Origin of the sequence: Chitinophaga ginsengisegetis (assembly GCF_900168065.1) — a bacterium.
GTDB classification, from domain to species: Bacteria; Bacteroidota; Bacteroidia; order Chitinophagales; family Chitinophagaceae; genus Chitinophaga; species Chitinophaga ginsengisegetis.
Genome location: NZ_FUZZ01000004.1, coordinates 385,182 through 398,799 on the forward strand (window position 1 = coordinate 385,182; position 13,618 = coordinate 398,799).

Here is a 13,618-nt window from a genome sequence, read left to right on the forward strand (position 1 = left end):
AGCCGTTGAAGCTTTTCCGGGATCAAAAAATTACTGTAGTCCGGGAATGCCGTATATCCCATACGGACTAAAAGCTACGATGCCGGTGACTTTAACAGGTAGAAAACTTCCGGTGGCAGTGAGGTACTGATAGGTATCGCCGGTTCTGCAAAGCAATGGGAATCCGTATTGTACTTCCGTGGCGCCATAGCCGGGTATTTCTTCCAGCATTACATCGTCAAAAACCTGCTTGTTTACCGGTTGACCAGCTTTATCCAGTACAGTAAATTTACCGGCTTTTTGCGCCAGGAAGCCCTGCCCGTTCTTTTCCACGAGTAAGCGGTCGTATACAGGAGGCACTATCACTTTACCGGCGCTGCTGGTATAACCGTAAAGCGGATACGCTCCATTGGCGGTTTCTTTTTTCAGCAGTTGGGATTTTTTTTCCGGGATGACGGGCGGCGCTTTGGGCGCAGGCACCTTCACGCCATTGTGATTAAAGAAGAGATCCTTGTAGCCGCCTTCAGGCGTGTTTTGAGATGCAAATAACAAACTGGTGTCCTCCGCCGATACGCTGATGCTGTGATAGGTGGCGGGGATCAGCATTTTCTTCTTCCTGATATCATATACACCAGCGCCGGTTTCTTTCTTTACCGCTACCAGTCCGGGTACCAGGCCATCCACTTGTTTGTAAACCACGGGCAATACCTGCTCCCCTGCTGCATTATACAAGCCATACATCTCCTGGTAACTTACTTCCAGTAAATCCATACCGGGAGCCGTAACCGTGGTGCGGTCGATATCAAAGAAGGCGGGTTCCACTACTTTTCTGTTAGCCGGGTTATAAAAACCATACAGCGCTTTCTGTTTCAGCTTGAAGAGGGGAACCGGGAAATATTTATCCAGCGTGGTTATTTCGTTGTAATCTTTTGCCAGTAACTTTTTACCGGTAGTATCCGTGAGATTGTAGTTGCCGTCAACAGGGATAATAAAATACTCACCGGATGCTACAATATCGCCTTCGTATGACGGGGCGATAATTACTTTTCCATCTTCCCGCAGGATACCTGTTTTACCATTTTGGGTAATCCGGAGATAGGGTCCGCTTGCTGTTTCGTCGTATACGTCGGTGATATCATCATAAATAAAATCGGCTACTGTAGCACCGTCTTCGCTGATCAATCCATACTTCCCGTTCTTTTGCACTTTCAGTAAACTATTGCCTATCACTGTCATGCCGGTATACTCCGGCGCCGCATATTCTTTTTTTGTTTTCAGATTGATGGTTACTTCACGTCCCTGCTTTTTTAAACACTGTACCCAGTTGTCGCTGCGCATAAAGGCGTGTTCATGTTCATATTCAAAGGGCATGAGGATGTTGTTATCAAAGTCGATGACGCCCCATTTACCATTTTTCTGCGCAAACAGGTAATCTCCTTTCCGGCCGCATCCCCCGCAGTAGTCGAACGATTCGTAGATGGCCGGTATCAGCAGCCGTTTTTCCGGTGTACTGTAGATGCCCCATTTGTCGCCTGTTTTCACATCAAAGTGTTCATCATCCAATATACCTGCGTCTTCAAACTGCAGCGGCAGCAGCAGCTTGCCGTAGGTATCTGCATAAGTCATTTTACCCTGCTGATGTAATACCAGGTAAGTTTTCCATTTCAATTCTATGGTATCATATTCAGGTGGCAGCAACCATTTTCCGTTGGCGGTAACAATGCCTGTTTTGCCGTTGCTGCTTACCAGGAACATGGTTTCCTGTTCGTTGGTTACAATCAGGGAGTGTCCTCCTTCATCCGCCGGTGTGATGGTAACCGGGTGATACAGGGCGATGATCTGATCAAATACTCTCTTACCGGTGGGATCAATGTACCAGCTCTTTTCAGCTTCCTCCATGCGGGCGAAACCGCCATGAAACACAGATCCCTGCTGCGCTGATAAGGTGTGGGCTGCCAGTAAAAAACTACCTGCCAGTAAAAAGCGTATATGCCTGCCTGTTATACCTCTAATCCTCATATCCTTTTTTCTTCAGTGATTTGTATGGGAATGCTTTCCCCTGTGCATCAATGTAAAAATACCATTTACCTTCCTGTACCAGTAATGGAAAGATATTTTTTCCGTATCCCTGGTTAGTGTCCATGTTATCGTAGATGGCGGGAATGATCATTTTACCGGAGGCATCTGCGATGCCGTACTTACCAGTGCGGGTTACCTGGAATAGCTTTTCATCTTTCCGGTAGCTGATATCATCAAATTCTACCGGTAAAATTATCCTGCCCAGTGCGTCGGTTACACCATATTTATTATCGCGTGATACCTTTAAAAAGGGTGTATCGTAGATATCGTCGATATCCTCATATTCAGTAGGGAGCAATACCTTACCTTCTTTTGTGATCAGTCCCTTCAGCTCTCCTTTTTTTACCACGAGCAGGTTTCCCATTTCCAAAATATCATTGGCTGTAATGGGATAAACAATTTCTTTTTTGCGGTTAATAATACCGTACAGCGTATGTTGCGGGGTGCTGTCTATTCCTGCCAGCGCGAGGCCATTCCAGAAATCTCCTACAAAGCTGTATTCATCAAAAACCACTTCTTTCCCGTTGGGATCTAAAAATACGTTGTTGCGGGCACTGCCCCATACTTTTAACAGCCCGTCATTGAATTTTGCACTGCTTCTCTTTTCGCTTTCCGGCACCAACAGCCGTGACGCCTGGTCTTCTTTAAACTCCCAGCGTTGGCTGCTGTACAGCGTATTACCGGCGAGGTCGGTGAGCTGGGTGGTGGTGGTGCCATCGTCGTTGTATTGTGTTTCCACAATCCGGTTAGTATCTACCGCGGTAAAAAATCCGTACCGTTTTCCGCCGCGGATGATCTTTCCTGAGATGTCTGCCAGTGAGGAGGTATCGCCATTGCGCAGGAGCAGTATCCGGCTGTTTTGCCACTGTATCCATTCGTACCGGGTGGGGATGATTTCTTTACCGGTGGTGATATCCACCAATCCTATCCGCTCTCCTTTTGAAACGGGCAGGTAATTTTTTTTGCTTTCCCCGGCATTATCATCCAGATAGGAGAATCCGCTGCCGTAGCCATTTACAAAACCATCATAGGCCACTGGCAGGATCGTTTTTCCGTCCATTCCCAACAGCCCTGTTTTACCATTTTGTTCTACTGCCAGCCAGGGAGTGTTTTGCCAGGAGAACGGCGTTATGCGGCTGTATACCTGAGCGGTGAGAGGCTTTCCATTGGCATCCGTCAAGCTGGTACCGGTGTCATCGCTTACCAGAAAAACCGCTGGTATGGGTGATCTCTCGTCCGTTATTGTTTGCCCTGGCGCCATTATTATGCCGCCGTCGTAGGTTTCCTGTCCTTTTGCATTGATGGCGATAATATCATTGTATCGTGGCGGGATGATCTCTTTGCCTTCGGCATTTACCACGCCGTATTTATTGCCCATGCTCACTTTCATAACATTGCCTGTCCGGGTGGCTGCGCTGTATTGAAACGGGAGCAGTGTTTTACCGTGCTTATCTACGAAACCTGTTTTATTATTTTTTGTAACGGCAAACAGTTCTTCGGTTGGTCCCACAGCGCATTTATCATAGATAGCAGGAATAACGATCCCGCCGCTTTTATCCATCACGCCGGCTTTACCATTAGTTGTAAAGCCCATATAAATATTACTGCCACTGAGATAATCAAATGACTCATACTCCGCCGGAACAATGATGGCGCCGTCTTCCGCTGCCAGTCCAACTTTACCCGCCTTTTTTATTTGTATGGTGTTGTCCCTTACATAGCTTTTATCGGCTTCTTCGTATATGGGTTCCTGTAATACCTTACCGGTTTTTATATCTATCCATCCCCAGCGGCCATCTTTCTTCATTTTCAGTACATGGGGCGTGAGCGCGCTTACTTCGCTGTATAGCGGCGGACAGATAACGTTGCCGAGTGTATCTGCGGCGCCGTATTTCCCATTGAGCCGGGTAATAACAAAGCAATAATTTTTTGAGGAGTCGTGATCATCCTGTTCATCGGCCAGGATAACCTCATCATATTTGAAAGGGGCAATGATCTTACCAGCATTGCTAACAGCGCCGTAGGCATTATGTTTCACGGCTACAATGGTATTATAGTAACCGATATTTTCCGTTTTATCTACCAATACTGCACCGGAAATATGCAGCCATTGTTTTTGCTGGTTAATCAATACCGGGGCAAACTGTCCATCGAACCTTCCGAGGTAGCCCGCAACCACGGGCTCTTGTGCATGCAGGGATATGCTGTTTAAAAGGAGTCCTGCCAGTAAATATCTTTTTCTCATCTGTTTTGCTACATTCATGAAATGGTATTCCGCTTATGAAAAGATATGCAAATATGCGGATCTTTCAGAAAACGGGAATAATTTAAAAGCTAACAAATACTTTTCCTGTGAAGCAATCCCTGTAACCAGGTACGTTATGTTCCTGTATTGCCGTTACTGGTTTTTTAAGTAATTCCTCATTTCCGTTCAACGAAAAGGTGCCGGGTTTTTATTATTTTTTTATTACGTTTGCCGATTCCCATTTTGGGGCGTGAACCTAAGAAATGAAAAAAATCTGCATTATGAACGGAATGACTAAATCTGTTGCCACTGCATTCCTGGGCGCGTTCACAGCGCTACAGGGGCTCACCGCAGTAGCCCAATCGAATGAAAAGCCTAAATTGATAGTAGGCATTGTGGTAGACCAGATGCGCTGGGATTATTTATACCGTTACTACGACCGCTACGAAGCGGGTGGCTTCAAACGCATGCTGGGCGATGGTTTTTCCTGTGAAAACACTTTCATCAGCCACCTTCCGTCCTTTACCGCTGTAGGTCACAGCACCATTTATACAGGCAGTGTTCCCGCTATTCATGGCATTACCGGCAACGACTGGCCCGATCAGCTTACCGGCAGAAAATGGTATTGCACAGAGGACACCACCGTACAACCCGTTGGCAGCAGCAGCTCCGCAGGCAAAATGTCGCCGCGCAACCTGCTGGCATCCACCATTACAGATGAATTAAAACTGGCGACCAACTTCCGCTCTAAAGTAGTAGGCGTATCACTGAAAGACCGCGCCTCCATCCTTCCAGCCGGACATACACCCAATGGCGCCTTCTGGCTGGACGACAGCAACGGCAGCTTTATTACCAGCACCTGGTATATGAAAGAACTGCCTGAATGGGTAAAGCGTTTCAACGACCGCAAAGAGCCACAGCAGCTGATGTCTAAACCCTGGGAAACTTTATATCCCATCAATACTTATGTACAAAGCAGTGAAGATAACGTAGACTGGGAAGGTACTTTCCCCGGTGAAAAAGCGCCTGTTTTCCCCCATGCGTTGAAAGACGCTTATAAAAAAGATCCGGGTAACCTGAGGTCTACCCCCGGTGGAAACACCCTCACACTGGATTTTGCGAAAGCTGCTATTGAAGGATATGACCTCGGTAATAATACCGTGACCGACTTCCTCACCATCAACTGCGCTTCCACCGATTATGTAGGCCATAAATATGGTCCTAATTCCATAGAAGTAGAAGATACTTACCTGCGCCTGGATAAAGACTTGTCGGCTTTCTTCACGTACCTGGACCAGCGCGTGGGAAAAGGTAACTACCTCGTGTTCCTCACTGCCGACCACGGCGCCGCTCATGCCATTAAATTTATGGAAGAACATAAGCTGCCAGCCGGCATAACAGAAAGCAGGAAACTGGTAGCGGGCCTGGACAGCACGCTGAATGTACGTTTTGGCGTAAGCAAACTCGTATCTTCATTTATGAACTACCACGTGAGTTTCGACAAAGCAAAAATTGCTGCGTCTAAACTGGATTACGATGCTGTGAAGAAAGAAACCGTGAAGTACTTCGAGGCGCAACCGGGTATCCAGTTTGCCGCCGACCTGGACAATATCGGCGTGAATCCTTTGCCGGAGCCACTGAATACAATGGCGATCAATGGCTACAACCGTAAACGCACCGGTTCCGTCATTGTGATTCCTGAGCCAGGATGGTTTGAAGGTTCACTGAAAGGCACTACCCACGGTAACTGGAATCCTTTTGACATCCATATTCCGCTGGTATTTATGGGATGGCATGTAAAACATGGCGCTTCCAATGAAACCGTGCATATGACAGATATTGCCGCTACCCTGGCTGCCATGCTGCATATACAAATGCCGAGCGGCTGTGTAGGCAAACCGGTGAAAGAAATACTGCAATAATATATTCCGGGAGGATTTTCATTGAATGAACATCCTCCCGGATTTTCAGATTTATACCCTGCCCATAAAAGGATCTGTTATCCCTTCTGCTCCTGTTTCCACTCTTCCTGCATACCGCTGACTAAACGTATCAAAGCCCGCAGCCTGTACGCTGAAATTGTACCAGCCGTGGCTTTTCTGCAGCGGCAATACCAACTCCAACGTGGCGCCGGCGGCAATGCTCCGCTGGATTGCTTTTCCTCCGTATGCATTATCTGTAATACTGAAATCACGCGCATTACTACCGGTGTTGGCTACACGTAAAACCAGGTTACCTGTTGCTTTCTTTTTCAGCTTACCATTTGTTTCATAGCCCAGCTCCAGGTCCAGCTGCGGATGTTTGGCGGAACCTTCAAACGCGCGGTAGAATCCATTGGGGCCATGCAGGTGCAGCTGGTAACGGTTATCTGCAAAGGCTTTGGCCGGCCACTCATACGTGATAGTGTCGCCTGCGGCTACCGCAAACGACCAGGTTCTTCCGGTTTCTGTTTCACCGGTTTGTTCATCTTTATAAGGAAGATTAGTGTATACGGTAAACGGTGCGCCATGTGCGCGGTCGCCGAACAATTGCTTATCTGCTTTCATTTTCAGTGTCAGCAATTGCTCACCGGCTTTCCACTGGCCATCCGCTAACAGTTCATAAGGCAATGCGCAGGAAGGGCGGGTGCCTTTTTCCTGTTGTAAAATCGTAGTGCCGTTGCCGTTAGCAAAGACTTTCACATCTTCACTGGTGATTTTTTTAAACCCTGCGGGTACTGACTTGAAGCGGGCGTTATTAATATTTTCCACTACGTGGCGCTGATCCAGGAAAATCTGCCGGGCCGGTGTGGTGGTATTAAACGGACTGAAGGCAGCAGTGAGATCGCCGCTGATGGTGCGTCTCCACTGACTGATATTATCCAGGTGCACCTGCTTGTTTAACTTCTTACTAAAAAATGTTTCCAGGAATTGTAAGGTAGAAGTATGTTCAAATACCTGCGAACATACCTTTCCTCCCCTGCTCCAGGGCGATGCAATCAGCATAGGCACCCTGAACCCCAGTCCTACCGGGGCTTCCCGGGCCTGCTTTTCACTTACGCCCTGTTTCAGTTCATGTGCCAGCCGCACCTGTTCTATTTCTGTGTCTATTCCTGCGGAGCATTTTCCTGTGCCGGGTTTGTTATTATCGCAGATGGAGAAAGGTACCACATGATCGAAGTAACCATCATTTTCATCATAGGTAACAATGAAAATAGTTTTCTTCCACACCTCCGGTTTCTGCGTGAGGATATCCAGTATTTCGGATACGTACCAGGCACCATACCACGGAGCACTGGGGTGATCGGAGAAGTTCTGCGGGCCTGCCAGCCATGATACTTGTGGCAATGCGCCTTCATTCACATCTTTACGGAACTGGTGAAGCACGTCGCCGGCGGGTACCGTGATGGTGCGTTCCTTTGATCCGTCTTTATAGTTTACTGTTGTTACGCTCCGGAATGCGGGATCGTTTTTATTGACTACGAAAGCCCGTTGGTACAGCGATTTCTGCTGGTCCGTTAATTTCTCATAGCTTTCTTTATTCCACTTTAGCAGTTCCTGGGTAGCATTGTCCAGCACTGTTTGCTTTTTGGAGATGTCTGTGCGGATCTTTGCAGCGGCGTCATCCGAAGAAGGGCTGGCTTCCTGGAGTTTGTTGATTTCGTCCGGCAGGGTGTCTACCTGTTTCAGTAATCCGTTTACATAGCGTTCGGAGAACTTCACGTTGTAGGCAGCGAAAAATTCCAGGAGGTTACAACCAAAATTTGCGAGCCATGCCCGTTCTTCCCCTTTCCATCCACCGCCACAGCTGATTTCATTCTGGTAAAATTTCCATGCAATATTATTTTCTTCCAGTAACTCCGGGAATGTTTTCCAGGGCAGTTTACCGTAACTGAAGTCGTCGTTGCGGATATGTGCTTTTGGCAATCCATCTTCCTCATGTACAATTTTACCTGTCCAGAAAAAGGAGCGGTTGGGCGTAGTGCTGGTCATGGCTGAGCAGAAGTTCTGATCACACACCGTGAAAGCGTCTGCCATTGCGTAATTAAAGGGAAGATCCTCGCGGGTATAATATCCCATCGTTAAAGGCATGGCGGCGTATTCCTTGTTGCCGGGTGTTTTTGCGATGAGCCATTTATCGTAGCGGCCTTTGTTGTAGGCATCTACCTGGCTGGGCCTGGAGTGCGGCAATGCGCCCATCCAGGTGGCTTTGGTATCTTTAATATTGAGGCGGAAAGGTGCATAGGTATCGCCTGCTGCGTTGGTTTGAAACCACACCGGCTTTGCGTCCGGCAGCCATACGGCGCGTGGATCGTTGAATCCGCGGACGCCTTGTAAAGAGCCAAAGCAGTGATCAAAGGAACGATTCTCCTGCATGAGGATCACAATATGTTCTGCGTCGAGGAAGGTGCTGCCGGGAGCGGGATCTATTGCCAGTGCCCGCTGAATGGATGCGGGCATCATGGTAGATAAGCCAGCTGCACCAGATAACAATAAAGATTTTTTTAGAAATTCTCTGCGTGAGTCCATTTATATTCCGATTGAGTGGGTTTTACATTGTTCATCTAACAAAATAAAAAACATTCCCAAAGAATGCAACGGCGCCTCACATTATGTGTTTGTTATGCGGTATATACGGCTATGGCTGAGGACAACCGGTAAGTGTGTGCCATTCGTGTTCGGTGCGGGTCATGAGGAGGGCGTTGTCAAAAGCGACACTTCCTTTTTTAAACACAGCCGTATTCTCAAAAAAGCTGGAAGCCACCTGTATTAGTTGCAGCGGGCTCACTTTCCATTGATAGGTTTGTAGTTTTAATCCATCGAGCGACTGCTGGTTATTGGGAGAATAGCCGACCGCGCCCCCTTCAAAAAATGCGGAAGCATTTTCCAGGGTTTCAAAAACGGAGGTAGCCGGGAATTCGCTGGTGCTGCGCGCATCTATGGAAATGGATGTTTTATCTGAGCTGGTAAAGTCGATATGAAAATGTCCAGCTACTTCCTTTACATTAAAATCAGCCAGGTGATGTTTGCCTGGAAACAGCCGTCCACCGGCGAGGGCATTGAGCCTCGATGAAGTATCCCTGCGGGGGATATACACGCCTTCTTTGATAACACCATTTTCCTCCCACTCTACCGCAATACGGTGCGCGCCATTTTCTGAGGAGATGCCTGTAAAATCCGGCCAGCCTTTGGGCTTGATGTGTTTTAATCTTATCAGACAGATGCCGGCAATGGCTTTGCCTTTGTAAATCTTAGGACGGAAAGGCGACGGCAGGAGCGACTGAACAGCTTCGGGGTCTACAGTAAAATTCACCAGGATGCGGCGGTCTATATAACCATGTATAACGGGTAGCTTCATATAGGTAAGGATCTAATTAAAGGTACACCAAAACAGTCAAAAGCAAGTTTCTAAAAAACATTGAACAAATGTTTTGAAAAGTTGTTCAATTTTCTATCTTTGTAGAAATATTAAACTCAACATCTGATTATGGCGGTAAGCGAAAAGAAAGGAAATATGGATGCTTCCACGGAAGAGCGGATCAAAGCCGCAGCCAGAACTGTGTTTACAAAGAAAGGATACCAGGCTACCAAAGTAAGGGATATTGCGGCAGAAGCAGATATTAACCTGTCGCTGGTCAATTATTATTTCCGCAGCAAGGAAAAGCTGTTCCAGTTTGTGATGGCAGAGGTAGTGGAGAAATTAATTACCGCGGTAACGCTGATCCTCAATAACGAGCAGCTAACCGTGCAGCAGAAAGTGGAGCAGGTGGCCAATCACTATATCAACTTATTGCTGAAAAATCCGGACTTCCCGTTGTTTATGGTAAATGAGATCTTTGCCGGCACTGATGAGTTGTTGAAGGATAACCGTAAAGATGCCATCTTCCAGTCGCATTTCTTTAAACAGCTGGCCGCCCTGCAGAAAGAAGGTAAGCTGAGTATTCACCCGATCCAGCTAATGATGAACCTGATAGGCTTTGTGGTAATGCCTTTCCTGGCCCGGCCCTTACTGGAAAGGAATAAGGTAGTGAAATCAGGAGAATTCACCGCCCTGATGGAAGAACGGCGAAAGCTGATACCCATCTGGATCAAAGGCATGCTGAAATAGCTGCTTTTTTTTGCCCGGAAATTGAACAACTTTTCAAAACAATAATTCAAACTGAGTGTTGCACTATGAACTTATTTAAAGCTTTGTGCTGTTTCATATTACTGGTGCCTCCGGTGGACAGGGCATGGGGCCAGGCGCCTGCCCTCACTATTGAAGAATGCTATACCCTGGCCCGGCAGAATTATCCGCTGATCAAACAATACGACCTGATCAGCCGCAGCAGCAGGTATTCGGTGGAGAACGCGGGTAAGCTGTATTTGCCGCAACTCGCCGTAAGCGGGCAGGCAACGTACCAGTCGGAAACCATCAACTTTGGCGAGGTGATCCCTCCAATGCCCGGCGTAACCTTTCCCTCGCTGAGCAAAGACCAATACAAAATACAGGCGGAGATCTCCCAGCAGATCTATGACGGCGGCGTTAGCAAGCTACAAAAAGAAAGCAGCCGCGCCAATGAAGCCATACAGCAACAACAGCTGGAAGTAAACCTCTACGCTATCCGCGACCGCATTACGCAACTCTACTTCGGTATATTGCTGATGGACGCGCAGCTGGAACAAAACAGGTTAAGGAAAGCAGACCTGCAAAGCGCCACCGATAAAGCGCAGGCGGCCCTTAATAATGGGGTAGCCTATCGCAGTAACGTAGATGAACTCAAAGCAGAGATCATGAACACGGACATGGCTGCCACTGAATTCAGCGCTAACAGGAAAGCCTATATGAAAATGCTGGAGGCTTTCATACACCAGCCGCTGAACGATAGCACCCGCCTGGCATGGCCCGCACCCGTGGCGCCACAACAAGGTATACATCGACCGGAAATTACTTATTATGATATCCAGAAAAAAGCCTTCGACGTACAGGAAAAACAACTGCAATCAGGTTACCTTCCTAAACTGAGCGCGTTTTTCCAGGGTGCTTATGGCCGGCCCACACTGAATATCGTTGATAACAAATTTGGTACCTGGTGGATGGGCGGCGTACGGCTTAACTGGTCGTTAGGCAGTCTCTATTCCCTGAAAAACAACCGGCAGCTGCTGGATATCAACCGGCAAAACCTTGATGTGAATAAGGAAACATTCCTGTTCAACACCGGCATGAGCCTGCAGCAACAAAACCAGGATATTGATAAGTTTGCCACCCTGATAGAACAGGACGACAGCGCCATCACACTCCGCTCGTCAGTGAAGAAGTCGGCGCAGGCGCAGCTGGATAACGGCGTTATCACCGTGCATGAATACATCTCCCAGCTGAATGCGGAGAACCTGGCGAAACAATCGCGGATCCTCCACAGCATACAATTATTACAGGCTCAATACAATTATAAAAACACCTCCGGGAACTGATTAATTATTGCATATGAAATACAACATAATACCTGGTATAGCCCTTGTGATGATGATCAACGCCTGCGGAAACGGCAAAAATGACTATGACGCATCCGGCAATTTTGAAGCAGATGAAGTAATCGTATCTGCCGAACAAACCGGTGAAATACAGTCCTTCCCTGTAAAGGAAGGCGACAAACTCACTGCCGGGCAGTCCGTTGGCCAGATTGATGTTACCATCCCTACCCTGCAAAGAGAACAGGTACAGGCATCGATCAATGCGTTAAAAGAAAAAACCCATGATCCCGTACCACAAACAGAACTGGTACGCAGGCAACTGCTGGTGCAGGAAGCACAACTGCAGCAACAATACCGCGAAAGAACACGGACCGAAAACCTGGTGAAAAGCGACGCCGCCACACAGAAGCAACTCGATGATATCAATGCCCTCATTGTACAGCTGGAGCGGCAACTCAGCGTAACCCGGCAACAACTGCAGCTCAATAATTCCAATACTTCTACCCAAAACCGTACTATACTCAGTGAAAAAGCGCCGCTGGAAAAATCGCTGGCACAGTATGCAGAGCAGATCCGCAAAGGACAAATCATTAACCCGGTGAGTGGCGTAGTACTGCTGAAATATGCACTGCAGGGAGAAATGGCCACCATCGGGAAACCGTTATACAAGATCGCCAATATCGATACGCTTTACCTGAAAGCCTATGTAACCGGCGTTACCCTCCCGCAAATCAAGCTGGGGCAACAGGTGCAGGCGCGTATCGACCAGGGCGAAAAGAATTACAAATCATACCCCGGTGAAATTACCTGGATCTCCGATAAATCTGAGTTTACGCCTAAAACCATTCAAACAAAAAATGAACGGGCCAACCTGGTGTATGCCATCAAGGTAAGGGTAAAAAATGATGGCTATCTGAAGATAGGCATGTATGGTGAAATGCTGATTAATAAAGCATCCAAATGAGTGCGGTAACACTGGATCATATCACCAAAACTTACGACAAGGGTAAGGTGCTGGCAGTAAACGATGTTTCGCTGCAGGTGGAGGAAGGCGAGCTGTTTGGCCTGATAGGCCCGGATGGCGCGGGTAAAACGTCCATCTTCCGCATTCTCACCACCTTGTTGCTGCCGGATAAAGGTACGGCCAGCGTACGCGGTTATGATTGTGTAAAAGATTATAAAGAGATCCGCAACAGGATCGGTTATATGCCGGGAAAATTTTCCCTGTACCAGGATCTGACAGTAAAAGAAAATCTCGATTTCTTTGCCACCCTCTTTGGAAGCACGATTGAAGAAAACTATGAACTCATTAAGGATATCTACGACCAGATAAAGCCTTTCAGCGACCGCCGCGCCGGGAAACTCAGCGGAGGCATGAAACAGAAGCTGGCATTATGTTGCGCGCTGATCCACAAACCGGAAGTATTATTTCTCGACGAGCCCACTACCGGTGTGGATGTGGTTTCCCGTAAAGAATTCTGGGACATGCTGAAGCACCTGAAACAACAGGGCATTACCATCGTGGTATCTACTCCCTATATGGATGAAGCCGTGCTTTGCGAAAGGATTGCGCTGATACAGAATGGGAAAATCATGTCGGTGGACACACCGGATAAAATCATGGCGCAATTCCCGGTGAAACTCTATGCCATCAAGGCGGACAATATCTATCACCTGCTGACGGACCTGCGGAGTATGCCGGAAATAGACAGCAGCTTTGCTTTCGGGGAGTACATCCATATTACACTGAAAGATGCCGGCGCGGATATAGATACGCTGCAGCGTAACATAACACAACGGGGACATACACACGTAGATATAAAATTAATTCATCCCGGCATTGAGGATAGCTTTATCCGGTTAATGAACCAGGCATAAAACAGGA

General features: G+C 47.6%; 9 protein-coding genes. 5 read left to right on the forward strand and 4 right to left on the reverse strand.

All coding sequences use genetic code 11. The features are described from left to right. Window positions 1-30: 30 nt before the first annotated feature. Window positions 31-1,998, reverse strand: a complete 1,968-nt coding sequence (locus tag B5Z18_RS24280) for a WG repeat-containing protein (RefSeq protein WP_079472117.1) — start codon at window positions 1,996-1,998, stop codon at window positions 31-33. Continuing rightward, window positions 1,988-4,303, reverse strand: a complete 2,316-nt coding sequence (locus tag B5Z18_RS24285; RefSeq protein ID WP_159454412.1) for a WG repeat-containing protein — start codon at window positions 4,301-4,303, stop codon at window positions 1,988-1,990. Before B5Z18_RS24285 ends, B5Z18_RS24280 begins: the two co-directional genes overlap by 11 nt. Before the next feature lie 281 nt (window positions 4,304-4,584). On the opposite strand from B5Z18_RS24285, the gene pafA reads away from it, so the two are divergent. After that, a complete protein-coding gene (pafA, locus tag B5Z18_RS24290; RefSeq protein WP_235016007.1) occupies window positions 4,585-6,225 on the forward strand; it encodes an alkaline phosphatase PafA in 1,641 nt (546 codons plus the stop codon). Window positions 6,226-6,276: 51 nt separating this feature from the next. Here the strand turns inward: pafA and B5Z18_RS24295 are convergent, their stop codons facing one another. Together B5Z18_RS24295 and B5Z18_RS24300 are read right to left on the reverse strand one after the other, a co-directional pair. Continuing rightward, window positions 6,277-8,811 carry a phosphocholine-specific phospholipase C gene (locus tag B5Z18_RS24295; RefSeq protein ID WP_079472120.1) on the reverse strand — a complete coding sequence of 845 codons (2,535 nt, stop codon included), beginning with the start codon at window positions 8,809-8,811 and terminating at the stop codon, window positions 6,277-6,279. Window positions 8,812-8,920: 109 nt separating this feature from the next. After that, window positions 8,921-9,640 (reverse strand): DUF2071 domain-containing protein, encoded by a 720-nt coding sequence (locus B5Z18_RS24300; protein ID WP_079472121.1) that lies wholly within the window; start codon window positions 9,638-9,640, stop codon window positions 8,921-8,923. Window positions 9,641-9,769: 129 nt separating this feature from the next. Between B5Z18_RS24300 and B5Z18_RS24305 the strand changes: the two genes are divergently transcribed. The 4 genes from B5Z18_RS24305 (at window position 9,770) to B5Z18_RS24320 (ending at window position 13,611) form a co-directional block, all read left to right on the forward strand. Next, window positions 9,770-10,390 carry a TetR/AcrR family transcriptional regulator gene (locus tag B5Z18_RS24305; RefSeq protein ID WP_079472122.1) on the forward strand — a complete coding sequence of 207 codons (621 nt, stop codon included), beginning with the start codon at window positions 9,770-9,772 and terminating at the stop codon, window positions 10,388-10,390. 65 nt (window positions 10,391-10,455) lie between these two features. Beyond that, window positions 10,456-11,733 carry a TolC family protein gene (locus B5Z18_RS24310; protein WP_079472123.1) on the forward strand — a complete coding sequence of 426 codons (1,278 nt, stop codon included), beginning with the start codon at window positions 10,456-10,458 and terminating at the stop codon, window positions 11,731-11,733. A 13-nt stretch (window positions 11,734-11,746) separates the two neighbouring features. Continuing rightward, on the forward strand, window positions 11,747-12,697 hold the full coding sequence (locus B5Z18_RS24315; protein ID WP_079472124.1) for an HlyD family secretion protein: 951 nt from the start codon (window positions 11,747-11,749) through the stop codon (window positions 12,695-12,697). Then, entirely contained in the window at window positions 12,694-13,611 is a 918-nt protein-coding gene (locus tag B5Z18_RS24320) for an ABC transporter ATP-binding protein (protein ID WP_079472125.1), read from the forward strand. Before B5Z18_RS24315 ends, B5Z18_RS24320 begins: the two co-directional genes overlap by 4 nt. Window positions 13,612-13,618 lie beyond the last annotated feature (7 nt).